Raw genomic sequence first — 23,883 nt, forward strand, 5'->3', positions numbered from 1 at the left:
GCACGCCACCCTGCCTAGGGAAAGCGACAGCCCGCCTTGTCGCTGCGGCGACAGGATCTGGCACGCTGGCGGCGGCACCATTTCTCTGAGCGGAATAACGAGGAGAGCGCGAGGATGGGCCGACAACGCGAACAGGCCGGCAGCGACGCCATGGCGGTGGTGGCCGAGGACCGGCGCTTCGTCACTGCGCTGGCGCGCGGGCTGGAGGTGCTGCGCTGCTTCCGCCCGGCCGACCGCTGGCTGGCGCACCAGGAGATCGCGCGCCGCACCGGCCTGCCGCAGGCCACGGTGTCGCGCCTGACCTTCACGCTCACCGCGTTGGGCTACCTGCGCCACCGCGGCACGCGCGGCGAGTACGCGCTGGCGCCGGGCGTGCTGGCGCTGGGCTTCTCGATGCTGAACAACTTCGACATCGGCCGCATCGCCAGGCCGCACATGCAGGCGCTGGCCGATCTGGCCCAGGCCGCCGTGTCGATGGGTGTGCGCCGCAGCCTGACCATGGTCTACGTGGCGCACTGCCGCAGCGCCGCGCCGCTGACGCTGGGCCTGGACGTGGGCACCCAGCTGCCGCTGGCCACCACGGCCATGGGCCGTGCGCTGTACGTGGCGCTGCAGCCCGCCGAGCAGGCCCGCCTGCTGGCCGACCTGGAGGCCGAGGGCCTGCGCCAGCTGCGCGCCGGCGCGCCGTCGTGGCCGCAGCAGCGCCAGGGCTTGGAGCGCGCCCAGCTGCAGCAGCGCACGCTGGGCTATGTGACCAGCGAGGCCGAGTGGGAGACGGACATCAGCGCCATCGGCGTGGCCATCGACCTGGGCGACGGCCGCGAGCCGCTGGCGCTCACCGTGGGCGGTCCGGCGGCGCGGCTGCAGGGCAAGCGCCTGTCCGACGAGATCGCCCCGGCCCTGGTGCGCACGGCGCACGCCATCCGTGACACCATTCAGGCGGGTGGCTGGGCCGATTGAGCCCTGCGGCCCGGTCCGCCCCACCGTCAACGCCCGCGATCGCGCCGTCTGCCTGTCCATGCCCTACACCCTGCACTGGGAAGCCCCCGACGGCGTGCTGCGCCGCTACACCGGCCGCGTGACCGCCGACGAGCGCCGCGAGTCCTTCGAGCGCATCTGCGCCGATCCGCGCTTCGACCGCCTGCGCTACGCGATCACCGACTACCTGGGCGTCACCGACTACGAGGTGCGGGCCGAAAGCACCGAGGAGATCGCCGCGCTGCACGTGGCGCCGCTGCTCACCAACCCCGGCATCCGGATCGCCGCCGTGGCCACGCAGCCGGCGGTGCTGGCGGCCATCGCGCATTTCAAGGCGCTGGGCTTCATCGGCGACCAGCCCTATGGCGTGTTCGACACCGAGGCCCAGGCCCGGCAGTGGATTGCCGACCTGCCGCGGCCGCTGGCGGTGCCGCGCCGTCACCTGCTCTAGGAGGCCTCCGCATGTCCCTCACTGCCCTGGAAGGCGGCTGCGACTGCCGCGCCGTACGCTACCGGCTGGCCTCGCGGCCGCTGTTCACCCACTGCTGCCACTGCCGCTGGTGCCAGCGCGAGAGCGGCAGCGCCTTCGCGCTGAACGCGATGATCGAGGCCGACCGCGTCGCGCTGACCGGCCCGCAGGCGCCCGAGCTGGTGCACACCCCCAGCGCCAGCGGCCGGGGCCAGCAGATCGCGCGCTGCCCGCACTGCCGCGTGGCCGTGTGGAGCCACTACGCCGGCTCTGGCGCGCGCGTGGCCTTCGTGCGCGTGGGCACGCTGGACGATCCCGATCAGCTGCCGCCCGACATCCACATCTTCACCGCCAGCAAGCAGCCCTGGGTGCTGTTGCCGCCCGGCGTGCCGGCGGTGGCCGAGTACTACGAGCGCGAGGCCCTGTGGCCGGCCGAGAGCCTGGCGCGCCGCCGCGCGCTGCTGGGCCCGGACGCCTGAGCATCGGCCCGAGCGCGCGCGTCACAGCGCCATCGACGGCCGCTGCGCCATCGCCGCGCGCCAGCGCAGCAGGTTCGGGTGCTTCTCGGCGTCGGGCTTCTGCTTGACCACGCGGGCGAAGTCCACCGCCACCACGGCGGTGATGTCGGCGATGCTGAAGCGCCCGGTGGCGATGAATTCGCGGCCGGCCAGGCGCGCATCCAGCGTGGCGAAGAACTGCTGCAGCCGCGCGATGCCGCGCTCGGCCAGCGCCGGGATCTGTTCGTAGTTCACCGGGCCCGGCAGCGCGCGGCCGGCCATGGCCGGCGTGCTGTTGCGCAGCGCCTCGGCAATCGCCATCAGGCCTTCGAACTCGGCGCGCCAGTGCCAGCTGGCCACCTCGGCCTGCTCGGCGGGCGTGCGGCCCAGCAGCGGCGGCTCGGGCCAGCGCGCCTCCACGTACGCGGCAATGGCGGCGTTGTCGGTCAGCACCAGGCCGTCGTCCTCGCCGCCCTGCACCACCAGCGCCGGCACGGTGCACTGCGGGTTGATGCGGCGAAAGGCCTCGCCCAGCTGCTCGCCGGCGCGCAGGTCCACCTGCACGGTGGCGTGGGCCACGCCCTTCTCGGCCAGCAGGATGCGCGCGCGGCGCGGGCTGGGCGCGGTGGCGCAGTCGTACAGCGTGATGGTCATGCCTGGCCCTCCAGCTTGTCCTGCGTGCGCAGCTGGAAGTCGCTGGCGTCGTGGCGCTCGCGCAGCTGGGCCGACGGCTGGCCTTGCGTGCGGTTGACGATGCGGCCGCGCTGCACCGCCGGGCGCGCGGCGATCTGGTCGGCCCAGCGGATCACATGGGTGTACTCGTGCACGCTGAGGAATTCGCCCGCGCCGTACAGCTGGCCCTTGGCCAACGCGCCGTACCAGGGCCAGATGGCCATGTCGGCGATGGTGTACGCGTCACCGGCGATGTAGGGCGCTTCCGCCAGCCGGCGGTTCAGCACATCCATCTGGCGCTTGGCCTCCATCGCGTAGCGGTCGATGGCGTACTCGAACTTGGCCGGTGCATAGGCGTAGAAGTGGCCGAAGCCGCCGCCCAGGAAGGGCGCGCTGCCCATCTGCCAGAACAGCCAGCTCAAGGCTTCCGCGCGGCGTGCCGGCTCGGTGGGCAGGAAGGCGCCGAACTTCTCGGCCAGGTACATCAGGATCGCGCCCGACTCGAACACGCGGATGGGCTCGGCGCCGCTGCGGTCCACCAGCGCCGGGATCTTGCTGTTCGGGTTGGCGGCCACGAAGCCGCTGCCGAACTGCTGGCCCTGGTCGATGCGGATCAGCCAGGCGTCGTACTCGGCGCCGGTGTGGCCGAGTGCCAGCAGCTCCTCCAGCAGGATGGTCACCTTCTGGCCGTTGGGCGTGCCCAGCGAGTACAGCTGCAGCGGGTGCCGGCCCACCGGCAGTTCCTGCTCGTGCGTGGGCCCGGCGATCGGCCGGTTGATGCTGGCGAAGCGGCCGCCGCTGGCCTTGTTCCAGGTCCAGACGGCGGGCGGGGTGTAGGCGGCGGGGTCGCTCATGCGCGGGTCTCCAGGTCGTGTGGCGTGCGGCGCACGGTAGCGCCTCGGCCCTTGTCCTGTGCACTGTACGGACTTGGGCCGCGCCCGCCGTCACGCGGGGGTCAGCAGGGCCTCACGGAGCGTGGCCACCAGGCGGTTCACCGCGGCCTCGGGCGCCCAGCCGGCCTCCAGCACCAGGTGCTGCCAGGTGTCCACATGGGTCTGGGTGTAGAGCCAGTCGGCGGCGGTGGCGGGCGTCCAGCCGGCGCGCAGCAGGACCATGCGGCTCTGCAAGGCGGCGTGGGCGTCACCGTCGCCGGCTCTGGTGGCGGCGATCAGCGCGCGCGCCACCGGCTGCTGGGCCGCGTCTATGGGCTGGCCATGGCCGCGCTGCTGGCGGTGACCTTCGTCATCGCCGCCGGCGCGGTGCTGGAGGGCCAGCCAATGAAGGGCGCGTTCAACGTCTAGGCGTCGCTGATCTCGGTGTGCTTGGTGTGGATGGCCCGGCGCTGGGTGCGTGGCGCCGACCAGCCGCGCTGGTGGCTCAGCGAGCACCTCACGGCCATGAGCCTGAACTTCGGCGCCACGCATGCCTCGTTCTCGATCGTGGCGGGCAGCACGGTGCTGCCGATGCTCAAGGAGCCGTGGGCGCGCACCGCGGTGCTGGTCAGCTGGATGCTGCTGGCGCTGGCGGTGCGGTTGTGGGCGGGGCGGCGGCTTCTGGGGCGGAGTGCCGAGAGCCTGATCGCGCCACCGGCGCAATCCTCCCGCCCCATACCGCCCGCTCACCCTGTCGGTCAGGCGCGGTAGCCGAGCGACCCCGATCGCGAGGCGGCCCGGCGTGTTGCGGTGGATCAGCGCTGGTGGCGACGCGACGCCATGAAGCCCAGCATGCCCAGGCCGGCGGCCAGCATCAGCCAGCTCTCGGGCTCGGGCACGCCCGACACCTGGCCATAGGGCAGGCCCGAAGCGCTCACCAGCGTTGCGCCTTCCGGCAGCACGAGATCGAAGCTGCCCGTGTGGCTGAAGTCAGCCAGACCGCCTTCGCCAGCCGAGGTGTTCAGCATGGCCGTGATACGGAAGGGCGTGTTGTAGCGGAAGGTGAACTCGCTCTCGAACTGGTCGTTGACCGTCACGGCGCGGCGGCCACTGACCGAGCGGGACTCGCTGACCAGGCTTTGGTTGTTCTCGGCCGTGCCACAGCCGTACCAGTAGCTGCAGCCGCTGATCGGGCTGTAGTTCACCGTGAACGAGAACGACGCGGAACCGCTGCTGTTGTTGCCGGCCAGGCGGCCGTCGATGCTGGCGCTCAGCACGGCCGTGGCTTGCTTGTAGTTCGTGCCGCAGTAGTAGTAGCAGGTGTACTCGGTGCTGTCGTCGCCGGTGATCATGAAGTAGTCGGTCCAGGTGGCCGACGACGAGGCGCTGCTGCTGCCCTGGGAACCCGCGTCGATGGCCGACGCATACGACTTGACCAAGCCGTTCTGGGCGGACGCGAAGGCGTCATAGCCGTAGCCCTTGCGGGCCCAGTTCACCTGCAACAGTTCACCGGTGGCGTTGCTGTCGCTCTCGCTGGCATTGCCGCTGGCGGTGCCGGTGTTGTAGCTCATGCTGCCGCTGGCGGTCACCGACGCGGTGGCCGACTGATAGTTCTGCAGCTGGCTGTTGGGCGGCAGCTGCGTGACGGCAGCCGCAGCGGTGGTGGCGCCAAGCGCCAAGGTCAGGGCTCCCAAGCTCCCGAGGGTCTTCTTGTTCAAGGAAAAGTACTCCAAACACATGCGCCGGCGGCAACCAACGAAGCGCTGCCGGAGGCCCGCGCAGGAAGAGGCCTGCCGCCGGCATTCATGTGTCCTCTCCCCTGTAGGACAGTCTATTTCGTAAGCAAATGTTCAAAGGCTCTTGCGGCCCTCGACACCCATGGTCGGGGGGGCTGCGGCACCGCCCACCAACGCATCCACCTCGGCCTCGAACACCGGCCCGCCGTCGTCGACGGTGATGTGGTGGCCGTAGCGCAGACCGGCGTGCCACAGCGTGTCGAGCAGCAGGCGGCTGCCGTCGTCCACCTGGGCGATGGCGGCCTGGGCGGCGTCGCTCAGGAAGGCGGCGTACACCGGCTGGCGCGGCAGCAGCGCGGCCACGTGGCAGCGCCAGTCGGGGCCGAAGCGTTCGGCCGCGGCTTCGGGGTCGCCGGCGTAGAAGTGCCGGCCCAGGCCGTGCCAGAAGGGCGCGTGGCCTTGCGCGTCGCGCCGGCCCGGCAGTTCGACGATCAGCGTGGCCGCGTACTGGTGGCGCTGGGCGGCGATGCGGGCGATGGCGCCCTGCACCAGGGCCTGCAGTGCCGCGGCCTGCTCGGCCAGGCTGCGGCCGGTGCGCTGCCAGGCGATGTCGGCCAGCTCGCTGGCGCCGGTGTGGTCGTGGCCCAGCAGCAGCGTGTGCTGGCGGTGCTGCAGCTGCAGGGCGGGAGCCGCATGCACCACGCAGCCCACGTGGTACCAGGGCCGCGGCAGCGCCAGGCCGATGGCGCGGCGCAGGCGCAGGCAGGCGCGCGGGGCGCCCTGGGTCTCCACCAGCAGCCAGTGCTCGGCGGACCCGTCGCCTGCGGTGGCCGTGGTTGCGGTGGCTGCCGTGGTGGGCTCGGCCAGCGGCAGCGTGCGGGCGGCACCGGGGCGCAGCCAGGGCAGCAGCGTGGGCAGGTCGGCGGCCGTCACCGCGCGCAGCGTGAAGCCGGGGCTCACTGGACTACCCTCCACGCTGCGCGCTCCGGGATTCGCGCTTGGGAGCGGCCCGGCGCGCTCATGCGTCCACCTCCACCGGCGGGTGCAGCGGGTCGAGCAGCGCGGCCCACAGCGGCTGGCCATCCTGCCAGCCGAGCGCGGCGATGTCGTCGTCGCTCAGCAGCAGCGGCATGCCGGGTTCGGGCGCCGGCAGCAGCAGCGCGGCAAAGCCGTCGCGGCGACCGTTGTCCACCAGGCACCAGGCGGTGTCGTCCTCATCGGCTTGCGGCACGTCGCCGCCGGTGGGCGGGCCAATGTGCAGGATCTCGGGCCCCGGTGCAGCGGGCGTGGTGCGGCGGCGGCGCACGGTCTTCAGCGTGGCCACGCGGCCCTCGGCGGTGGGGCCGCCGTCGAACAGGTTCAGGTAGGTGTCACCGTCCAGGCCTTCGTCGAGCAGCATGCTGAAGGGCAGGTCGCCCACCGGGTGCAACTGGCCCAGGCTCCACTGCGCCTCCTCGGGCAGCAGCGGCACGTAGATCGGGCCCTGCGGCATCAGCTCGGCGATCCAGCCCTTGGGGCTGAAGCCGCCGGTCAGGCGCTCGGCCTCGGGATAGGCCATGCCGAAGAAGCGCTGGCCCACGGCGTCCCAGAACGGGCAGCGGCCCGAGTCGTCGGCCAGGCCGGGGTTCTCGGCCGCGATGCGGTCGGAAAAGCGCTCGGCTTGGGCCCCGATGAAGGCCAGGCGCCCGCGCGACAGCAACTGCGGCGCCAGCGTGTCGGCCAGCGCGGCGTCGATGTGGAAGCCGGTGAGCAGCGTCACGCCGGTCAGGTCGTGGCACAGGTGCAGCGTGTGGATGCGGTTGCGCGCGCCGAGTGCCGGCGCGGCCTGCACGATGAACTCGTTGCGGTAGCTGTAGAACCGGTCGTTGAAGCCGGCCGCCGCGGCGATGCCGGCCGTGCCCACCAGGCGGCCGCTGCGCCGGTCCTGCAGCACGAACAGGTAGCGCTCCTCGCCGCTGGCGTCGTCGTCGCTGGTGAAGGCGGCCTGCGATTGCGCGATCTGCTCGGCCAGCGCCGCCCGCTCGGCCGGCAGCGAGCTGATGCCGATGGCGCGCGCCTGGGCCAGGGCCATCAGCGCGTCCAGATCATCCGGACGCGCAGCGCGCAGCAACCACCGGTCGCCGGTGGCATTGTCGTGAGGCGGGGCCGTAGGGTCTCTCATGTCGGGTCATCCGGCTGCGCAGTGTCGCGCGCCAGGGCGTGATCGTCCGTGGCCGGCGGTGAATTGGCGGTCTGCGGAGGCTGCCCCTCGGCCCGCCACGCCGCGGCCCGCGGGCTGCGCTCGTCGCGCGGCGTGCGGCCGTAGAAGCCGCGGTAGGCGTTGCTGAAGTGCGGGCCCGAGGCAAAGCCGCAGCCGAGTGCGATCTGCAGCACCGATTGGCTGGTCTGGCGCAGCAGGCGTTGCGCCAGCGCCAGGCGCAGGCCCAGGTACCAGCGCGAGGGCAGGGCATCCAGGTGCTGGCGGAACAGGCGCTCCAGCTGGCGGCGCGACACGCCCACCAGCCGCGCAATCTCCTCGGTGGGCAGCGGCTCGGCCAGGTTGGCCTCCATCAGCGCCACGGCCTCGGCCAGCTTGGCCGATCCTCCCCCCTGCTGCGCCGCCAGGCGCGCGCCCAGCGGGGCGTGCTGGCGTTCGTCCGCCGCCGGCACATGGGCCAGGCCGAACTGCGCCGCCAGCTCCTGCGCGAAGCGCTCGCCGTGGCGCTGGCCCAGCCAGCCGATCAGCAGGTCGCGGCTGGCCTGGTGGCCGGCGCAGGTGAGGCGGCCGCGGTCGATCTCCCACACGCGCTGCGACACCAGCACCTCGGGGTGGCGCTCGGCCAGCGGGCCGATCTGCGGCCAGTGCACGGTTGCGCGGTGGCCGCGCAGCAGGCCGGCCTCGGCCAGCCAGGCCGCACCGGTGCCGATGCCGCCCAGCAGCCGCCCGGCCGCGGCCAGCTGCAGCAGCAGGGCCAGCAGCTCGGCGCGCGCGGCACTCGGCGCGCTGCCCGGCACCGCACTGAACGGCCGCTCGGCGACGACGAACAGCGCATCCAGCGCACCGGCCTCGGCCAGCGGCCGCGCCAGCAGCTGCGCGCCCGAGGCGCTGGCGACGCGGCATTCACCGCTCACGCGGTCGGGCGGCACCTCGCCGCCCAGCAGCACTGTCGTGTAGGCCGGCCCGAAGCGTGGCGCTTCGCCGGTCTCGGCCAGCAGGGCATTGGCAGCCTGCAGCACATCGGTGGCGCCGGCGAGTGCACCCAGGCCGAAGCCGGGGAGCAGCACGAACCCCCACCGTTGAGCCGGCAGCGTCATTTCAATCCACCCGACAGAAACTGCCGCAGCCGCTCACTTTGCGGCTTGGCCAGCACCTCGCACGGCACGCCCTGCTCCTCCACCCGGCCCTGGTGCAGAAACATCACCTGGCTGGCCACCTCGCGGGCAAAGCCCATCTCGTGGGTGACGACCAGCATCGTGCGGCCCTCGGCGGCCAGCTCGCGCATCACGGCCAGCACCTCGCCCACCAGCTCGGGGTCGAGTGCCGAGGTGGGCTCGTCGAACAGCATCACCTCGGGGTCCATGGCCAGCGCGCGGGCAATCGCCACGCGCTGCTGCTCGCCGCCCGACAACTGGGCCGGGTACACGTCGCGGCGGTGCGTCAGGCCCACGCGGGCCAGCAGCGCATCGGCGCGCTCGGTGGCCTCGGCGCGGGAGCGGCCCAGCACGTGGACGGGCGCCTCGGTGATGTTCTGCAGCACCGTGCGGTGGCTCCACAGGTTGAAGCCCTGGAACACCATGGCCAGGCGCGCGCGCCAGCGCTGCAGCTGCTGCGCGTCGGCGGCGCGCAGGCTGCCGTCGCGGTCGCGGGTCAGTGCCAGCGTCTCGCCGGCCAGCGTGAAGGCGCCCTCGTGCGGCTGCTCCAGCAGGTTCAGGCAGCGCAGCAGCGTGCTCTTGCCCGAGCCGCTGCTGCCGATGATGGCCACCACGTCGCCCTGCGCCGCCTGCAGCGACACGCCGCGCAGCACCTCGCGCTCACCGAAGCGCTTGTGCAGGTTGTCGATGCGCAGGCTGTGATCTTTCATCGTGGCGTCTGGCCCGGCCACGGCAGCTCGGTGCTCTGGTGGATGCTGATGGCGGGCCGCTCGGCGGCCAGCGCGCTGATGTCGCGCACGAAGTGGTTGGACGCGGGCACCTGGAAATGCTGCTGCAGTGCGGCCAGGTCGGCCCAGCGCTCGATGAACACCAGGCGGTCGTCGCGCTCGCTGTCGCGGTGCACGCCATGCTCCAGGCAGCCGGGCTCCAGGCGCGAGCGGGCCACATGGGCCTGGGCGAGGGCCAGGGCGTCGGCCATGCGGCCCGGTTGAACGACGACGCTGCCGAGAAGGATGATCATGCGGGGCCCGGTGCCCAAGGATGGGGGCTGGCATCCTCGCACGCCAACCCCAGCGCGACAGACCTCATGGCGACAACAGCGCGCCGGCACGCTGCGCTTGCGTGCCCGCCACCTTGCCCACCGACATGCCGGCCACCGCGAAGCGGCGGTTCTCGCGCGCGAAGAACAGGCCGTCCACCGGCGATTGCAGGGGTGTGAGCGCGCCGGTGAACGGGTCGATCAGCTCGGCGATCGTGTCGCCTTGCTTCACCCGTTCGCCCGGCGCACGCACGAACACGATCACGCCCCCGTGCGGGGCGATCAAGGGCATCGAGCCGGCCAGCGGCGTGGCGGCGCAGCGCAGCGGCGGCGGCTCGGCCACCGGGCCGTCCATCCAGCCGCCCAGGGCCAGCGCCTGCTCGATGCCGGCGGCGTCCTGCGCGGCCAGCGCGTGGCTCACGTCGCCCTCGCCACGCAGTTCCACCGTCACAGCCAGGCAGGCCTGCGGGATGGGGTGCGCGGGAAACTGCGCCGCCAGATGCGCCCACGGCATCGAGCAGGCCTCGTCGAAAGGCTCGCCGCCCGAATGCTCGGCCAGCAGCACGGGTTCGGCCCCCAGGCAGCGCGCCAGCGGCTGCAGGCCGGGCCAGCAGGCGGGCGTGGTGTAGAAGTGCAGCAGGCCCTCGCCGTCGCAGTGCAGGTCGAGCACCCAGTCGGCATCCACGGCCAGGCTGAACAGCGCGCGGCGCAGGGCCTGCAGCTCGCTGGCGGCGGGCAAGGCGGCCACGGCCTCGCGCAGCGCGGCGCGCACGGTGGCCACGTTCTGCGTGGCGTCGGTGCCCAGGCGACCGGTCACGCGGTCCACCACGGCGGGCGCCAGGTCGGCATAGGCGCGGTTGAAGTTCTCGCCGCTGGTCTGCTCGAAGCGGCCCTGGTGGCTGCGCAGCGTCCACTGGCCCAGGCCGATGGGGTTGGCCGCCGGCACCAGCACCACCTCGCCACGCAGCCGGCCCGCCGCCTCCAGCGCCGCCAGGCGCTGGCGCAGATGGTGGGCCACCAGCATGCCGGGTACTTCATCGGCATGCAGCGAGGCCTGGATGAGCGCCTTGGGGCCGCTGCCGGGCGTGCCGAAGTGCAGGCTGGTGAGGCTGCGCGTGGTGCCCGGCGTGGCGCTGGGCAGGGGATGGTGGACGGTCTGCATCGTGGGGGGAATGAAGGGGCCGCGGCTTGTGGCTGCGGCGTTCAGGCGGGCTGGGCGTGGCGCGACATCGGCGCCAGCCAGCGCCGCTCGGCGGCATGGAACAGGCCCACCAGCACCACGGTGATCAGCAGGTAGAACACCGCCGCGGTGATGAAGGCCTCGAAAGGCAGGTAGTGCACCGAGTTGACCTCGCGGGCCACGCCGGTGAGGTCGTGCAGCGTCACCACGCTGGCCAGCGCGGTGGCGTGCAGCATCAACACCACCTCGTTGCTGTACGCCGGCAGCGCGCGGCGCAGCGCCTGCGGCAGCACGATGCGGGTGAGCGTGGCGCGGCGCGAGAAGCCGAGCGCGCGCGCGGCCTCCACCTCGCCGGCTGGCACAGCGCGGATGGCGCCGTGCAGGATCTCGCAGGTGTACGCGCAGGTGTTGATGGCCAGCGCCGCCACGGCGCAGAACCAGGGCGAACGCAGCGCCCCCCACAGCGGGCTGGCGCGCACCGCCTCGAACTGCGCCAGGCCGTAGTACAGCAGGAACAGCTGCACCAGCAGCGGCGTGCCGCGGATCACGTAGGTGAAGCACCACACCGGCCGCCAGGCCCAGGGCGAGGGCAGGCTGCGCAGCAGGGCCAGCGGCAGCGCGGCGGCCAGGCCGGCGGCCAGCGCGGCCACCAGCAGCTGCAGTGTCACGCCGCTGCCGGCCGCGTACAGCGGCAGGCTCTGCCAGATGACGTCGAAGTTCACAGCGCCACCGCCCGCGTGCCCACCGATAGGCGCCGCGACAGCCAGGCGAAGAAGGCCTCGGACAGCGACGTGAAGCCCAGGTACACCACCGCCACCGCCAGGTAGAACGTGAACGGCTCGCGCGTGGCGCCGGCGGCCTGGGCGCCGCGGCTCATCAGGTCCGACAGGCCGATCACCGAGACGATGGCCGTGCTCTTGATCATCACCAGCCAGTTGTTCGACAGGCCCGGCAGCGCATGGCGCAGCATCTGCGGCCCGACGATGCGCGTGAGCACCTGCGTGCGGCTGAAGCCGAAAGCCAGGCCGGCCTCGCGCTGGCCCGCCGGCACGGCCAGGAAGGCGCCGCGCAGCACCTCGGTGAAGTAGGCGCCGAAGATGAAGCCGATGGTCAGCACGCCGGCCACGAAGGGGTCGATGTCGACGTATTCCCAGCCCAGGCGCTCGCCCAGCGCGTTGACGGCCGTCTGCCCGCCGTAGAACACCAGCAGCATCAGCACCAGATCGGGCACCGCGCGGATCAGCGTGGTGTAGACCTGGGCCGCACCGCGCGCCAGGCGCGAGCGCGACAGCTTGGCCACCGCCCCGGCCAGCCCCAGCGCCAGCGCAATGGCCAGCGAGCACGCGGCCACGGCCAGCGTCAGCGCGGCGCCTTGCAGCAGGCTGAGGGCGTAGCCATGGAGCATCAGGTCAGTTCCGGATCGAAGGGACCCGCCCGGCGCCGGGCCGCCCCAAGGCGGGCGGGCAGCCCCCGCGGGGGGCCGGCGCGCAGCGACGGGGGGTGGTCATGTCAGTTGCCGTAAACGTCGAAGTCGAAGTATTTGTCCTGGATCTTCTTGTATGAGCCGTTGGCGCGGATGGCCTTGATCGCCGCGTTGAACTTCTGCGCCAGCGCGTCGTCGGCCTTGCGCACGGCAATGCTGGAGCCGGTGCCGAAGTACTTCACGTCGTTGTACGGCGGGCCGAAGAAGGCATAGCCCTGGCCCTGCGGCTTCTTCAGGAAGCCGCCATCGATGGCCACCGAGTCGCCCATGGCCACGTCGATGCGGCCGGCCGCCAGGTCGAGGTAGACCTCGTCGGCCTTGGCGTAGCGCACGATCTCGCTCTCTTTGAACGTGTCGGTGGCGAAGCGGTCGTGGATGGTGCTGCGCTGCACGCCGATCTTCTTGCCCTTCAGGCCGGCGGCGCTGGCTTCCAGCTTGGCGCCGGCCTTGGCCACCAGGCGGGCGGGCGTGTTGTAGTACTTGTCGCTGAAGTTCACCGACTTGCGGCGCTCGTCGGTGGCGGCCATCGACGCGATGATGGCGTCGAACTTGCGCGCGTTCAGTGCCGGAATCATGCCGTCCCACTCCTGCTGCACCAGCGTGCACTCGGCCTTCAGCTCGGCGCACAGGGCGTTGGCCATGTCGATGTCGAAGCCCTTCAACTTGCCATCGGGACCCACCTCGCTGAACGGGGGGTAGGCGCCCTCCACGCCGATGCGGATCTTCTTCCAGTCGGGTGCCTGGGCCAGGCTGGCGGTGGCGGCCAGCGCGAGCAGCGAGGCCAGGGCGGTGGTGACGAGGCGGCGTTGCATGGACGGGGGTCCTCCTGGGTTTGTCGGGTGTGTCGGGGGATGGCGACGAGGTTAACGCGCCGGGGCGGCCGGCCACGGGCCGTACAGCGGCTGGGCCATGCGCACTGGCAGCACGTCCAGGCCCAGGCGGTGCACGCTGTAGTCCTCGTCGCCGCCCTCGGGGCTGCTCCAGCCGATGCTGCCGGGCGCCTTGTACAGCCGCCATTCGAAGCCCAGCGCGGCCAGCGGGTCATCCGCCTTGCCGCGCGGGTCGAAGGCCAGGCCGCGCAGCTCGCTGAAGCTGCCATCGATCAGCTGGCCCATGCGCGTGGCCAGCACGCCATTGGCCAGCCAGTCGACGTCGAAGCCCGCCGTGGTGTTGTACGGCTTGTAGTTCGGCGCCGCGGGGTCGTACACCGTGCCCCGCGCCTTGCGCGTGGCCGGCGTGAACGTGCGCGTGGCCAGGTTCAGCTGGTCGCCGGCGTCCAGCAGCGACAGCCGCGCGCCGCGCAGGTTGAACACGCCCAGCGCCGCATCGCTGCGCGCCTCGGTGAGGTCGGCGAACACCGCCTGGCCGCCCAGGAGGGTCACCACCTCGCCGCGCAGCGCGGCGGCCGAATCCTCTTCCACGCCCAGGCCCAGCCGCAGGCCGGTGCGCTGCATCAGCGGCAGCATGCGGCCGATGCGCCCGCGCTTGAGGAAGTGCTGGTCGACGAACAGCGCCGCGCCCATGAAGCCGAGACCGCGGCCGTACTCCTGGCCCTCGCGCAGCCGGCCCTTCATCGCGCCCACCACATCCGGCGCGTCGATGAACATGGTGCCGCTCATGATGGCCGCACCGGCCGAGGTGCCGGCCACCACGCCGCCGGCGCGGTAGACGTCCCAGATGGCCTGCAGCAGCGGCGAGGGCTGGCCGCCGGGCTGCAGGCTGCTGACGATGCGCTCCTGCGCGCCGCCGGTGAAGAACACGCCGCGCGCGGCACGCACCTTGTCGATCAGCGCGGGGTCGCGCACCGCGTCGGCCACCGGCCGGTCCTTCAGCAGCGGCGAGACCGGCAGCGTGTCGGCCACCGCGCCGCGCCGGCGCAGCTGCTTGGCGGCGTTGTCGGCGCTTTGCTGCGGCGAGTCACTGGCCGTGCCCAGCACCACCCACTTCGCGCCGGGGCCGCCGCTCAGCTGGATCAGCTGGCCCCAGATGAGCTCGTTGTCGTCGCGCAGCGCGCCGCCGATGGCCACGGCCACGCCCTGGGGCGCGGCGGCGGGGCCGGACGCGGCGGCGCCCTGCGCCAGCGCGGCCTGGCCAGTGCACAGGCAGCCGGCCAGACAGCCCAGCAGACCGAAGGCGAGCAGCAGGCGGCGGCGGGCGGGGGTGGGCAGGTGCATGGGCGGCGCGGGCCGCCGCAGCGGCACCGGGGTCAGGTGGAGGGGTTCAGGGCCGCGATGTTGGCACCGCCGCGGCCCGTTCGTTCCGCCGCTGGCCGGTGGGTGAAAGAACATGTCGCTTGCACGCAAGCCGTGCGGCCATGCGACATGGCTGCGACAGCCGCTTGCACCGTTGCGACGGCGACTTGCGGGCAAGCGACGGCGGCGTTTCGGCCCCGTTGCCCTTCGGTGAAGGCTTCCTAGACTGCGCCGAACCCAGCCTGCCCGGAGTACCGCCGATGTCCGCTCGCCAACCCGCCCCCCGATTCATGCTGCGCGCCAGCGCCGTGGCCCTGGCCTGCGCGGCGGCCGGCGCGGCACTGGCCCAGACCAGCCCGGCCCCGCAGCGCGTGGAGATCACCGGCTCGGCCATCAAGCGCATCGACGGCGAGACGGCGCTGCCGGTGCAGGTGATCACGCGCGACGAGTTCACCAAGCAGGGCGCCACCACGGCGGCCGAGATCATCGCCCGCCTGTCGGCCACGGCCAGCAACCTGACCGACGGCGGCAGCGTGGCCTATGGCGGCTTTCGCGACCAGATGGGCTTCAACGGCGCCAACCTGCGCGGCCTGGGCGTCAGCAGCACGCTGGTGCTGCTGAACGGCCGGCGCATGGCCAACTTCGCCTCGCCGGGCGACGCGGCCGGCGTGGACCTGAACAGCATCCCCGCCGCCGCCATCGAGCGCGTGGAGGTGCTGTTGGACGGCGCCTCGTCGCTGTACGGCTCGGACGCCATCGGCGGCGTCATCAACTTCATCACGCGCAAGGACTTCCGCGGCGTGGAGCTGGCCGCCAGCGCGCTGAAGACCACCGAGGGCGGTGGCGGCGACAAGCGCAGCGCCACGCTGTCGGCCGGCCATGGCGACCTGGCGCGCGAGGGCTACAACGTGTTCGCGGTGCTCGACCTGCAGAAGACCACCCGGCTCAATGCGCTGAACCGCCAGTTCATCAGCGACCTGAAGATCCCCGAGCGCCTGCCCGACCTGCTGTCCAGCGCCACCTTCCCCGGCAACATCCGCCTGTCGCGCTACCAGTACCGCGTGCTGTCGGGCGAGGGCTACTCCAGCAACGGCAAGACGGTGATCGACTCGCGCACGGTCAACCCGGCGGCGGCCAGCGGCTGCAACCCGCCGGCCAACCTGTACCTGCCCGACGGCATCGGCGGTGTCGACGGTTGCACCTTCGACTACATGCGCAACATCGAGCTGTACCCCGAGTCGAACAAGGGCAGCCTGTTCACGCGCGGCCTGGTCGACCTGGGCGGTGGCCACACGCTGTTCGCCGAGCTGTCGCTGGCGCGCGCCCGCACGCTGTACTCGGGCACGCCCAACCGCATCGACGCCGACATCGACGTGTCGAAGATCAGCGCCTTCGCCGGCAGCGCGCTCAACGCGCTGGCGGCCGATGACGAGGAGCGCCTGATCACCGTGCGCACGCGCCTGGTCGAGGCCGGGCTGCGCACCAGCGAGCTGGTGTCCACCGGCCAGCGCGTGGCGCTGGGCACCCAGGGCACGCTGGCCGGCTGGGACTACGAGTGGGCGCTGAACCACAGCACCAGCCGGGTGAGCGACCGCGACCACAACGGCTACCTCGACGAGCAGATGATCCGCGACGGCTTCGCCGCCGGCACGCTGAACCCCTTCGGTCCCAGCAGCGCGGCCGGCGTGGCGCTGTACGAGGCTGCCCAGCTGCGCGGCGAGGTGCGCAGCGCCAAGGGCACGATGAGCAGCCTGGACCTGAAGCTCTCGCGCCCGCTGATGAAGCTGGCCGGCGGCGACCTGTCGCTGGCCGTGGGCGGTGAGCTGCGCCGCGAGCGCCAGGACTACCACCAGTCGGCCGCGCTGGCGCAGGACCTGATCCTGGGCGAGACCTCGCAGGGCACCGACGCCGATTTCGGCAAGTCGCGCGGCATCAGCGCGGTGTTCGGCGAGATCTCGGCACCCATCAGCAAGCAGCTGGAGCTGCAGGCCGCGCTGCGCTACGAGCACTACCAGGTCAGCGGCGGCAAGCTCAGCCCCAAGGTGGGCCTGAAGTACACGCCCAGCCGCGAGCTGCTGCTGCGCGCCTCGGCCGGCGCGGGATTCCGTGCACCCAGCATGAGCGACCTGTACCGCCCGGTCACGCAGGGCTCGGCGGCCACGCTGGTCGATCCGGTGTGCATGGCCGCCGACCCCGGCAACACGGTGACCGACTGCTCGGACATCTGGACCACCTACAACTACAGCAACGCCAAGCTCAAGCCCGAGAAGAGCCGCCAGTTCGCGCTGGGCCTGGTGTTCGAGCCGGTGCGCAACACCAGCCTGAGCCTGGACTACTGGGCCATCGAGAAGCGCGACCTGATCAGCACGCTGGGCGCCGACGTGATCCTGGCCAACCTGGACAAGTACGGCAGCCTGGTGCACCGCGACAGCGACGGCGTCATCGACCACATCGACCTGGTCAAGGAGAACCGCGGCGCGCAGAAGATCTCGGGCCTGGACATCGGCCTGTCGGTCAGCAAGATCGCCACCGGCGTGGGCGAGTTCGGCGCGCGGCTGAACGGCACGCTGACGCTCAAGAGCCAGCAGCAGACCGGCAATGGCGACCCCTTCGTCAGCAACCTGGGCCGCTTCCTGAACGACGGCGTGGTGCAGCGCTGGCGCCACACGGTCAGCCTGGACTGGAGCCAGGGCCCGGTCAGCGCCACGCTGTCCAACAGCTTCCTGTCGGGCTATGGCGACCAGATCGTCGTCGGCAAGGCCGACCGCAAGGTGTCGCCGTACTCGCTGTGGAACCTGTCGGCGGCCTGGCAGCCGATGAAGGCACTCACGCTGCGTGCCAGCGTGCTGAACCTGTTCGACACCGCGCCGCCGTTCTCGCAGCAGGCCTGGTTCTTCCTGTCAGGCTACGACCCCAGCTACACCGACACGCGCGGCCGCAGCGTGTCGGTGAGCGTCAACTACGCCTTCAAGTGAGCGACAGCACGCGGCGCAGGAACTGCACCGTGCTGTAGAACTGGTAGTCGGCGTTCTCCTTGCGCGCGAAGCCATGGCCTTCGTTGGCCGCGCGCATGTACCAGACCGGCGTGCCATTGGCCTCGGCCTTGGCCACGATCTGCTCGGCCTCGCCCACCGGCACGCGCGGGTCGTTGGCGCCCTGCACCACGAACAGCGGCTTGGTGATGCGCTGCGCGTTGGTGAGTGGCGAGATGCGGTGCAGGAAGGCGCGCATGGCCGGGTCGCGCTCGTCGCCGTACTCCACGCGGCGCAGGTCGCGGCGGTAGCTCTCGGTGCTTTCGAGGAAGGTGACGAAGTGCGAGATGCCCACCACGTCGATGGCGCCGGCGATGCGGTCGGCGTAGTGCGTGGCCACCGCCAGGCTCATGTAGCCGCCGTAGCTGCCGCCGGCCACCACCACGCGCCGCGGGTCCAGGTCGGGCTGGGTGGCGATCCAGTCGAGCAGCGCGCCGATGTCCTTGACCGAGTCCTCGCGCAGCATGCCGTTGTCGAGTGACAGGAAGGTCTTGCCGTAGCCGGTGGAGCCGCGCACGTTGGGCTGCAGGATGGCGATGCCCAGGTCCTGCACGAAGTGGTTGTTGCGCCCGGCAAAGCCCACCTTGGCCTGGCTCTCGGGCCCGCCGTGGATGCTGATCAGCACCGGGCGGCGGCCGCCAAAGCGCGCCGGCGGGCGGTGCAGCAGACCCGAGATGGCGCGGCCGTCGAAGCTCTTCCAGCGCACGATCTGCGGCTCGCTGAAGGCGGCCACGTCCAGCGCCGGGTGCAGGCGCGCGCGGCTCCAGGCCTGGGGCGCGGCGGTGGGCGCGCCATCGCCGCCCAGCGTCAGGCTCCACAGCTGGCTGGGGCCCTGCGCGCCGTTCACGGCAAAGGCCAGCTCGGGCCGCATGGCGTGGAACTTCAGGTCCACCACGCTGCCGCCCGGCAGCGCGCCCAGCGGCTTCCACGCGCCGCTGGCGGTGTCCATCAGGCGCAGCTCGTCGCGGCCGTCCACGTTGATGCGCAGCGCCAGCCAGCGGCCGTCGGGCGAGAGGTCCATCTCGTCCACGTCCCAGGGCGTGTCGCCGGTCAGGCGCTGCAGCGCACCGTCGGCGAGGGTCAGGCGCCACAGCTCACGGAACTCGCCGCCGCGGTCACTGACCACGTAGAGCTGGCGGCCGTCGGGGCTGAAGCGCCGCGCGAAGTGCGTGGCGCGGGGCGCGCCGGGCTGCGGCAGCAGCTGGCGGCGCTGGCCGTCGGCCAGGTCCAGCAGCCACAGCTCGCTGTCGGTGGCCGAGACATAGCGGGTCAGCGCCACCTGGCGGCCATCGGGGCTGATGGCGCCGCCGAACCAGCCGGTCCCGGGCAGCTCGGCGATGGTCTTTCCGGGCGCTGCGGCCGTGGCCGGTTGCAGCGGGTCCAGCAGCCACAGCCGGGTGCTGGGGTTCTCGCGCTTGCCGCCCTGGGCCGTGCGGTCCAGTGGCACCGAGGCCACCAGGGCCAGCGGCGCGGCGCGGCCGGGCAGCCAGTCCTGGAAGGCGTGACGCAGGTCGGGGTCGGTCAACAGCACCGGGGCGCTGCCGGCGCCGTCCAGGCGCCACAGCTGGTAGGCCTCGTTGCCACCCTGGGCGCGGCTGAAGACGATGAAGCGGCCGTCGCCCGGCGCGTAGTGGGCACCGGCCACCGGCTCGGCGCTGTCCAGCAGGCGCTCGGGCGTGGCCGGGCGGCCGTCCGCCGGGGTGGCCAGCCGCATCAGCTGGGCCACGGGGGCGCCGGTCGGGCGGTGGCTGACCAGCATCTCGCGGCGCTGCGGATGCCAGTCGAACAGCGCGTGGCCGGCAAAGTCGGTGTAGCGCGCCACGGCGTCGGCCACGGCCTGCGGCACCGGCGGCACATGGCGCAGGTGCAGCGCGGCGGGCGGGCTGACCCAGGGTCCGGCATCGGCGGCCGGCAGTGGCGCGGCCTTGGGGCCCGGCCCTGCGGCCGCAGCGGTGGACGGAACAGGCGTGGCGGTGGCACATCCGGTGAGCCCGCGGGTGGCGAGCGTGGCGGTGGCCAGGGCCAGCAGCGAGCGGCGGTGCATCGAGATCATCGGGCAGCGTCTGCAAGGGTGGCGAAGCGGGCGATTCTGAACCCGCCCGCGGGCCGGCCCGGACCGCCCACCGGATCTGCGGGTGCAGGGCTTTCCCCGGGGCGGCATTCGCGGGGCCTTGCGGCCGCCCCCGTGCCCGGTGGGCTACGGCGGCCCGCAGCGGAAGCTGTCGGCCGACTCCACATCGCCACCGGCGTAGCGCGCCACGCGCGGCCAGGGGCACAGCGGCCGGCTGCGCTGGGTGCTCCAGGCGGTGGGGCGCTCGGGGTTGGCGGGGTGCACGCGGGCCTCGATGCGATCGGGCGCGCGGCCCTGCTCCACCCAGTCCATCAGCGCGCCCAGCGCGTCGAAGCGGTCGGTGGCCGGGCCACCGGCGCAGTGGTTCATGCCGGGCACCGGGAACACGCGCGCCACCTCGTCGGCGGCGGGCACGCCGAGGGCGGCCTGCAGGCGGTCGGCCCAGCCCAGCGTGTCCAGCGCCGAGAACACCGGATCGGCCACGCCGTGGTAGACCAGCAGCTTGCCGCCGTGGCGCGCCAGGCTGGCCAGGCGTGGCGCCAGCACCTCGGGCGGTGTGAACAGTTCCAGCGCCGATTCGGTGTGCGTGGCATCGGTGGCGGCGATGGCCGGGGCGTCGCGGTCCATGTCCAGCCGCGCCAGGTAGTCGCGCAGCGCGGCCACCGAGCCGTCGCCCAGCTCGGCCGGTGGCGTGCTCATCACCTGCGACAGCGTGGCCGGCGCCAGCACGGCCAGCAGCGGCAGGCCGTCGAAGGCCGGCTCGGCCGAATCGAGCTGCCAGCGCCGCCACTGCGCGCCGGCGATGCCGGGGTCCATCGGCCAGGCGGCGTACAGCGGCTCGCCCTGCTGCGTGACCGGGCCGGCGAAGGCCCGCTGCAGCGCGCGCACCTGCAGCGGCGACAGGCAGGCCGCCGGGCCCTCGGCCAGCGCGCGGCCGGCCTCGCTGCGCGCGGCCGATGGCAGCGGCGCCAGCGTGCGCGGCAGCAGCTCTTCCTCGGTGGGCGGCGTGGGCGCCTTGGCCACGGCCTTGCCGGCGGGCTTGGCCGCGGGCTTGGCAGCGGGTTGGGTGGCGGCCTTGCGGGCCGGTTTGCTGCCCGGTTGGGTCGCGGCCGGCTGGGCGGCAGCCACCTCGCCGGGCGCCATCGCGGCGGTGACGCCCGGCGGCGCCGGGCATTGCAGGTCCTGGAAGCGGAAGGCGCGCTGGCAGCGGCGCACATCGGCCACCACGCCGTCGGCCAGCTGGTCCAGCGCGTCACAGCGCGCCAGCACGCGGGCGCCCACCTCGCGCAGCTGCGCCGGCGTGAAGGCGCGGCGCAGGTCGGCGCTGACGGCCATCCAGCTCTGCAGGCTCCAGGCCTGGGCCAGCGTGGCGCGCGGCAGGTTCAGCGCCGGTGCGCCGGCCAGCAGGCCGTCGTAGTGCTCGGGCTGGCGCGAGGCGGCCATCAGCGCGCGGCGGCCGCCTTCGCCGCAGCCGGCGATGTAGCGGTACTTCGGCGCGGCGCCGTAGTGCCGCGTGGCCAGCGCCACGGCCAGCGGCCACACCGCGGCATCGGCGGCGTGGGCCAGGTCGCGGCGGGCCTGGGCGTCGGCGCCATAGGCCTGCGGTGCGGCCAGGCCGTAGCGCGCCTCGGCCGGCGCGGTGGCCTGGTGGCCGCCGTCGCTGGTGAGCACGGCGATGCCGCGGCCCAGCGCATGGGGGCCGGGCTGCACGGCCAGCGTGCCGAAGGCCGGGGTGGACATGCCGTCCTGCGGCTGGTGCAGCAGGCGCAGGCCATCGCCCCGGGGCAGGCGCAGCTCGAAGCCGATGGCGTAGGCCCGGCCATCGCTGCCGGTGCGCTCGCCCAGGCGGCCGCGCACCAGGCAGTGCGCCGGGTGGCCGGCGGCGTCGGCGGGTTGGTCTTGCGCCTCGGTGATGCGCAGGCCGGGCCAGTCGGCCAGCGCGCCGGACAACTGCCGGCAGGGCACCGGCGGGCTGCGGCCGTCGCTGCTGGGCGGTGGTGGCAGGCCGTCGGCGCGGTGCAGCGGCAGGCGGCCGGCACAGCCGGACAGCAGCAGGCCCAGCGCGGCCAGGGCCGCCAGGGTGGCGGCCGCGCCGGGGCGGGCATGGCAGGGCGAGACAGGGCGGATTCGGGTCATGGACGTGCAGGCGTTCCCCCCGCGATGATGGGCCGGCGCGCCTGGGCCCGATCGGCCGAACAGCGGCACGATGGCCCGCCCGTTGTCGCGACGCGGCCGCGCCGTTCGTCGTGCGCAGGTGGAGGCGGCGGTGCTGCCGCCGCCGCACCCGTCATCCACCTGGAGTTGCCCATGAGCCCTGCCCCCGTGCCCGCCATCCCCGACGGCTTCCACAGCCTGACGCCGCACCTGGTGTGCGCCGGCGCGTCCGACGCCATCGCGTTCTATGTCCGCGCCTTTGGTGCCGAGGAGCTGAGCCGCCTGCCCGGCCCCGGCGGCCTGCTGATGCATGCGTCGATGCGCATCGGCGACTCGATGCTGATGCTGCACGACGAGTTTCCCGAGATGGGCGCCATCGGCCCCAAGGCGCGCGGCGGCACCGCGGTGACGCTGCACCTGTACACCACCGACGCCGATGCCACCTTCGCCCGCGCGGTGGAGGCCGGCTGCCGCGTGGTGATGCCGCTGGCCGACCAGTTCTGGGGCGACCGCTACGGGCAGGTCGAAGACCCGTTCGGCCACCGCTGGTCGATCGCGATGCAGACGCGCCAGCTGACGCCGCAGCAGATCACCGAGGGCCTGCAGGCCATGGCCGCCCAGGGCCCGGGCTGCACCTGAGAAGGCAAGGCGGATCAGCGCGCCGGCAGCGGCCCGAAGGCCACCGGCGCGCGCGCGGCCAGCCAGGCCATCACCGCCCAGGCGGCCACGTTCTGCGGCAGCGCGCTGCCGTCCAGCCGCGCGAAGGTGTCGTGCGGCGTGTGGTGCACGTCGAAGTAGCGGCTGCCGTCCTGGTGCAGCTGCACCGCCGGCCAGCGGTGGCGGCGCATCAGCACGGCGGCATCCGGGCCGGGCGTGGCGTCGTTGCCGTCGGCCAGCGGCAGGCCCAGCGGCGCCAGCTCGGCGGCGATCTGCGCCATCACCGGCAGCGCCTCGGGCCGCACGCGGTGGCGCCAGGCATAGGCCGGGCCGGCGCCGAAGTCGCTCTCGCTGACCCACTGGTGCGTCTCGGCGCCATGGGCGCGGCTGTAGGCCAGCGCGCCGTCGAAGCCGTTCTCCTCGTTGGCGTACAGGGCCACGCGCAGGCTGCGGCGGGGCGCCTGGGCCAGTTCGGCCGGCGCGGCGCGCAGCCGCTCGGCGATCAGGCCCAGCGCGGCCAGCACGATGCCCACGCCGGCGCCGTCGTCCAACGCGCCTTCGCCCACGTCCCAGCTGTCGAGGTGGGCGCCCAGCAGCACCACCTCGCTGGCCAGCGCGCCCTGGCCGGGCAGCTCGGCCAGCACGTTGTGGCTGAGGGCCTCGACGCCCACCTGGTTGGCCACCTGCAGCGCCAGGCGCAGCGGCTGGCCGGCCGCGTGCAGCGCGGCCAGGTGCTCGGCGTCGGCCACCGAGACGGCCAGCGCCGGGATCTGCGCCGCGTCGTCGTCGTAGCGCATCGCGCCGGTGTGGGCCACGCGCTCGGGCTCGCCGGGCAGCACCGGGTTGGCGCCGCTGGTGCCCACCGAGCGGATCACCACCGCCAGCGCGCCGCGGCGTGCGGCCTCGGCCGCCGAGCCGAAGCGTGCCGGCACCGCGCGGCCATAGCCGCTGCCGTCGCGGCTGCGGTCCATGCGCTGGTCGATGAACACGATGCGGCCGCGCGCGCGCTCGCTGCGGTCGTCCTTCAGCGCCTGGAAGTCGGGGTACCAGGCCAGCTCGGCCTCCAGCCCGCCGGGCGGGGTGCCCACGCTGTTGCCGAGCGCGGCCATCACCAGCGTGCGCCGCTCGGGCGTCACCAGCGTGGCCTGGGCCGGACCGCGCCGCCACACGCGCAGCGGCACCGGCTGCTGCCACACGCGCGGCAGGCCCAGCGCGCGGGCCTCGGCCAGCGCCCAGGCCACGGCACGGGCATCGGCCGGGCTGCCGGCCGGGCGGGCGCCTACCTGCTGGGTGAGCCGCTGCACCAGGGCCAGCGCGCGGGTGTCGGCCAGGCCGGCCGTGCGCAGCTGGCGGGCGAAGGCCAGGTCGGCATCGGCCAGCCGGGGCGCAGCGCCGTCGGCAGCCGTCTGCGCGCCGCCGGGGCCGGCCCGCAGCGCGCCGCCGATTCCCAGGGCCGCGGCGGCGGCCCAGCGCAAGCCCAGGCGCCGCTGCATGGCGCGG

The 23,883-nt window shown here is 73.4% G+C and carries 24 protein-coding genes; 7 read left to right on the forward strand and 17 right to left on the reverse strand.

Going from position 1 to position 23,883, the window contains the following annotated elements:
• The first annotated feature begins 114 nt into the window (after positions 1 to 114).
• Genes AACH10_RS16670 through AACH10_RS16680 form a run of 3 tightly spaced genes read left to right on the forward strand, consistent with a single transcriptional unit; the run spans position 115 to position 1,926 of the window.
• On the forward strand, positions 115 to 960 hold the full coding sequence (locus AACH10_RS16670; protein WP_341411582.1) for an IclR family transcriptional regulator: 846 nt from the start codon (positions 115 to 117) through the stop codon (positions 958 to 960).
• Positions 961 to 1,018: 58 nt separating this feature from the next.
• Positions 1,019 to 1,429 (forward strand): hypothetical protein, encoded by a 411-nt coding sequence (locus AACH10_RS16675; protein WP_341411583.1) that lies wholly within the window; start codon positions 1,019 to 1,021, stop codon positions 1,427 to 1,429.
• Positions 1,430 to 1,440: 11 nt separating this feature from the next.
• Positions 1,441 to 1,926, forward strand: a complete 486-nt coding sequence (locus tag AACH10_RS16680; protein WP_341411584.1) for a GFA family protein — start codon at positions 1,441 to 1,443, stop codon at positions 1,924 to 1,926.
• 21 nt (positions 1,927 to 1,947) lie between these two features.
• Here AACH10_RS16680 and AACH10_RS16685 read toward each other — a convergent pair whose 3' ends face one another.
• The 3 genes from AACH10_RS16685 to AACH10_RS16695 all read right to left on the reverse strand — a co-directional run bounded on the left by AACH10_RS16685 (position 1,948) and on the right by AACH10_RS16695 (position 3,731).
• Positions 1,948 to 2,598 carry a glutathione S-transferase family protein gene (locus tag AACH10_RS16685; protein ID WP_341411585.1) on the reverse strand — a complete coding sequence of 217 codons (651 nt, stop codon included), beginning with the start codon at positions 2,596 to 2,598 and terminating at the stop codon, positions 1,948 to 1,950.
• Entirely contained in the window at positions 2,595 to 3,470 is an 876-nt protein-coding gene (yghU, locus tag AACH10_RS16690; RefSeq protein ID WP_341411586.1) for a glutathione-dependent disulfide-bond oxidoreductase, read from the reverse strand. Before yghU ends, AACH10_RS16685 begins: the two co-directional genes overlap by 4 nt.
• Before the next feature lie 90 nt (positions 3,471 to 3,560).
• Complete coding sequence (locus AACH10_RS16695; RefSeq protein ID WP_341411587.1) at positions 3,561 to 3,731, reverse strand: hypothetical protein; 171 nt, start codon at positions 3,729 to 3,731, stop codon at positions 3,561 to 3,563.
• Positions 3,732 to 3,749: 18 nt separating this feature from the next.
• Here AACH10_RS16695 and AACH10_RS16700 point away from each other — a divergent pair, with 18 nt between their 5' ends.
• A complete protein-coding gene (locus tag AACH10_RS16700) occupies positions 3,750 to 3,917 on the forward strand; it encodes a hypothetical protein (protein ID WP_341411588.1) in 168 nt (55 codons plus the stop codon).
• 96 nt (positions 3,918 to 4,013) lie between these two features.
• Positions 4,014 to 4,259, forward strand: coding sequence for a hypothetical protein (locus AACH10_RS16705; RefSeq protein WP_341411589.1), 246 nt, complete (start codon positions 4,014 to 4,016; stop codon positions 4,257 to 4,259).
• 44 nt (positions 4,260 to 4,303) lie between these two features.
• Here the strand turns inward: AACH10_RS16705 and AACH10_RS16710 are convergent, their stop codons facing one another.
• The 11 genes from AACH10_RS16710 to AACH10_RS16760 form a co-directional block, all read right to left on the reverse strand.
• Positions 4,304 to 5,167: a PEP-CTERM sorting domain-containing protein gene (locus AACH10_RS16710; protein ID WP_341411590.1), complete on the reverse strand. Its 864-nt coding sequence runs from the start codon at positions 5,165 to 5,167 to the stop codon at positions 4,304 to 4,306.
• Between the two features lie 171 nt (positions 5,168 to 5,338).
• Entirely contained in the window at positions 5,339 to 6,199 is an 861-nt protein-coding gene (locus AACH10_RS16715; RefSeq protein ID WP_341411591.1) for an arginine N-succinyltransferase, read from the reverse strand.
• 43 nt (positions 6,200 to 6,242) lie between these two features.
• Positions 6,243 to 7,334: an arginine N-succinyltransferase gene (locus AACH10_RS16720; RefSeq protein WP_341411592.1), complete on the reverse strand. Its 1,092-nt coding sequence runs from the start codon at positions 7,332 to 7,334 to the stop codon at positions 6,243 to 6,245.
• 47 nt (positions 7,335 to 7,381) lie between these two features.
• On the reverse strand, positions 7,382 to 8,488 hold the full coding sequence (locus AACH10_RS16725; RefSeq protein WP_341411593.1) for a GlxA family transcriptional regulator: 1,107 nt from the start codon (positions 8,486 to 8,488) through the stop codon (positions 7,382 to 7,384).
• 26 nt (positions 8,489 to 8,514) lie between these two features.
• Positions 8,515 to 9,285 carry an ABC transporter ATP-binding protein gene (locus tag AACH10_RS16730; protein WP_341411594.1) on the reverse strand — a complete coding sequence of 257 codons (771 nt, stop codon included), beginning with the start codon at positions 9,283 to 9,285 and terminating at the stop codon, positions 8,515 to 8,517.
• On the reverse strand, positions 9,282 to 9,596 hold the full coding sequence (locus AACH10_RS16735) for a putative quinol monooxygenase (protein WP_341411595.1): 315 nt from the start codon (positions 9,594 to 9,596) through the stop codon (positions 9,282 to 9,284). The genes AACH10_RS16730 and AACH10_RS16735 overlap by 4 nt, the downstream gene beginning before the upstream one ends.
• A gap of 64 nt (positions 9,597 to 9,660) precedes the next feature.
• The gene (locus AACH10_RS16740) at positions 9,661 to 10,776 is read right to left on the reverse strand and encodes a succinylglutamate desuccinylase/aspartoacylase family protein (RefSeq protein ID WP_341411596.1); all 1,116 of its coding nucleotides are present in this window, start codon (positions 10,774 to 10,776) and stop codon (positions 9,661 to 9,663) included.
• Between the two features lie 41 nt (positions 10,777 to 10,817).
• Positions 10,818 to 11,516 carry an ABC transporter permease gene (locus AACH10_RS16745; RefSeq protein ID WP_341411597.1) on the reverse strand — a complete coding sequence of 233 codons (699 nt, stop codon included), beginning with the start codon at positions 11,514 to 11,516 and terminating at the stop codon, positions 10,818 to 10,820.
• A complete protein-coding gene (locus AACH10_RS16750; RefSeq protein WP_341411598.1) occupies positions 11,513 to 12,199 on the reverse strand; it encodes an ABC transporter permease in 687 nt (228 codons plus the stop codon). Before AACH10_RS16750 ends, AACH10_RS16745 begins: the two co-directional genes overlap by 4 nt.
• Positions 12,200 to 12,303: 104 nt before the next feature.
• Complete coding sequence (locus tag AACH10_RS16755; protein WP_341411599.1) at positions 12,304 to 13,089, reverse strand: ABC transporter substrate-binding protein; 786 nt, start codon at positions 13,087 to 13,089, stop codon at positions 12,304 to 12,306.
• Between the two features lie 51 nt (positions 13,090 to 13,140).
• Complete coding sequence (locus AACH10_RS16760; RefSeq protein WP_341411600.1) at positions 13,141 to 14,451, reverse strand: cyanophycinase; 1,311 nt, start codon at positions 14,449 to 14,451, stop codon at positions 13,141 to 13,143.
• A gap of 278 nt (positions 14,452 to 14,729) precedes the next feature.
• Here AACH10_RS16760 and AACH10_RS16765 point away from each other — a divergent pair, with 278 nt between their 5' ends.
• The gene (locus AACH10_RS16765; RefSeq protein ID WP_341411601.1) at positions 14,730 to 17,444 is read left to right on the forward strand and encodes a TonB-dependent receptor; all 2,715 of its coding nucleotides are present in this window, start codon (positions 14,730 to 14,732) and stop codon (positions 17,442 to 17,444) included.
• On the opposite strand, the gene AACH10_RS16770 is transcribed toward AACH10_RS16765, so the two are convergent.
• Positions 17,437 to 19,554 carry a S9 family peptidase gene (locus AACH10_RS16770; RefSeq protein ID WP_341411602.1) on the reverse strand — a complete coding sequence of 706 codons (2,118 nt, stop codon included), beginning with the start codon at positions 19,552 to 19,554 and terminating at the stop codon, positions 17,437 to 17,439. The two genes, AACH10_RS16765 and AACH10_RS16770, sit on opposite strands and share 8 nt — an antisense overlap.
• 144 nt (positions 19,555 to 19,698) lie before the next feature.
• Positions 19,699 to 21,708 carry a tannase/feruloyl esterase family alpha/beta hydrolase gene (locus tag AACH10_RS16775; RefSeq protein ID WP_341411603.1) on the reverse strand — a complete coding sequence of 670 codons (2,010 nt, stop codon included), beginning with the start codon at positions 21,706 to 21,708 and terminating at the stop codon, positions 19,699 to 19,701.
• 171 nt (positions 21,709 to 21,879) lie between these two features.
• On the opposite strand from AACH10_RS16775, the gene AACH10_RS16780 reads away from it, so the two are divergent.
• Entirely contained in the window at positions 21,880 to 22,365 is a 486-nt protein-coding gene (locus tag AACH10_RS16780) for a VOC family protein (RefSeq protein ID WP_341411604.1), read from the forward strand.
• 14 nt (positions 22,366 to 22,379) lie between these two features.
• Here the strand turns inward: AACH10_RS16780 and AACH10_RS16785 are convergent, their stop codons facing one another.
• Positions 22,380 to 23,876: a M28 family peptidase gene (locus tag AACH10_RS16785; protein WP_341411605.1), complete on the reverse strand. Its 1,497-nt coding sequence runs from the start codon at positions 23,874 to 23,876 to the stop codon at positions 22,380 to 22,382.
• Between the last annotated feature and the right edge of the window lie 7 nt (positions 23,877 to 23,883).

Source organism: Pseudaquabacterium inlustre (genome assembly GCF_038066595.1).
GTDB lineage: Bacteria > Pseudomonadota > Gammaproteobacteria > Burkholderiales > Burkholderiaceae_C > Pseudaquabacterium > Pseudaquabacterium inlustre.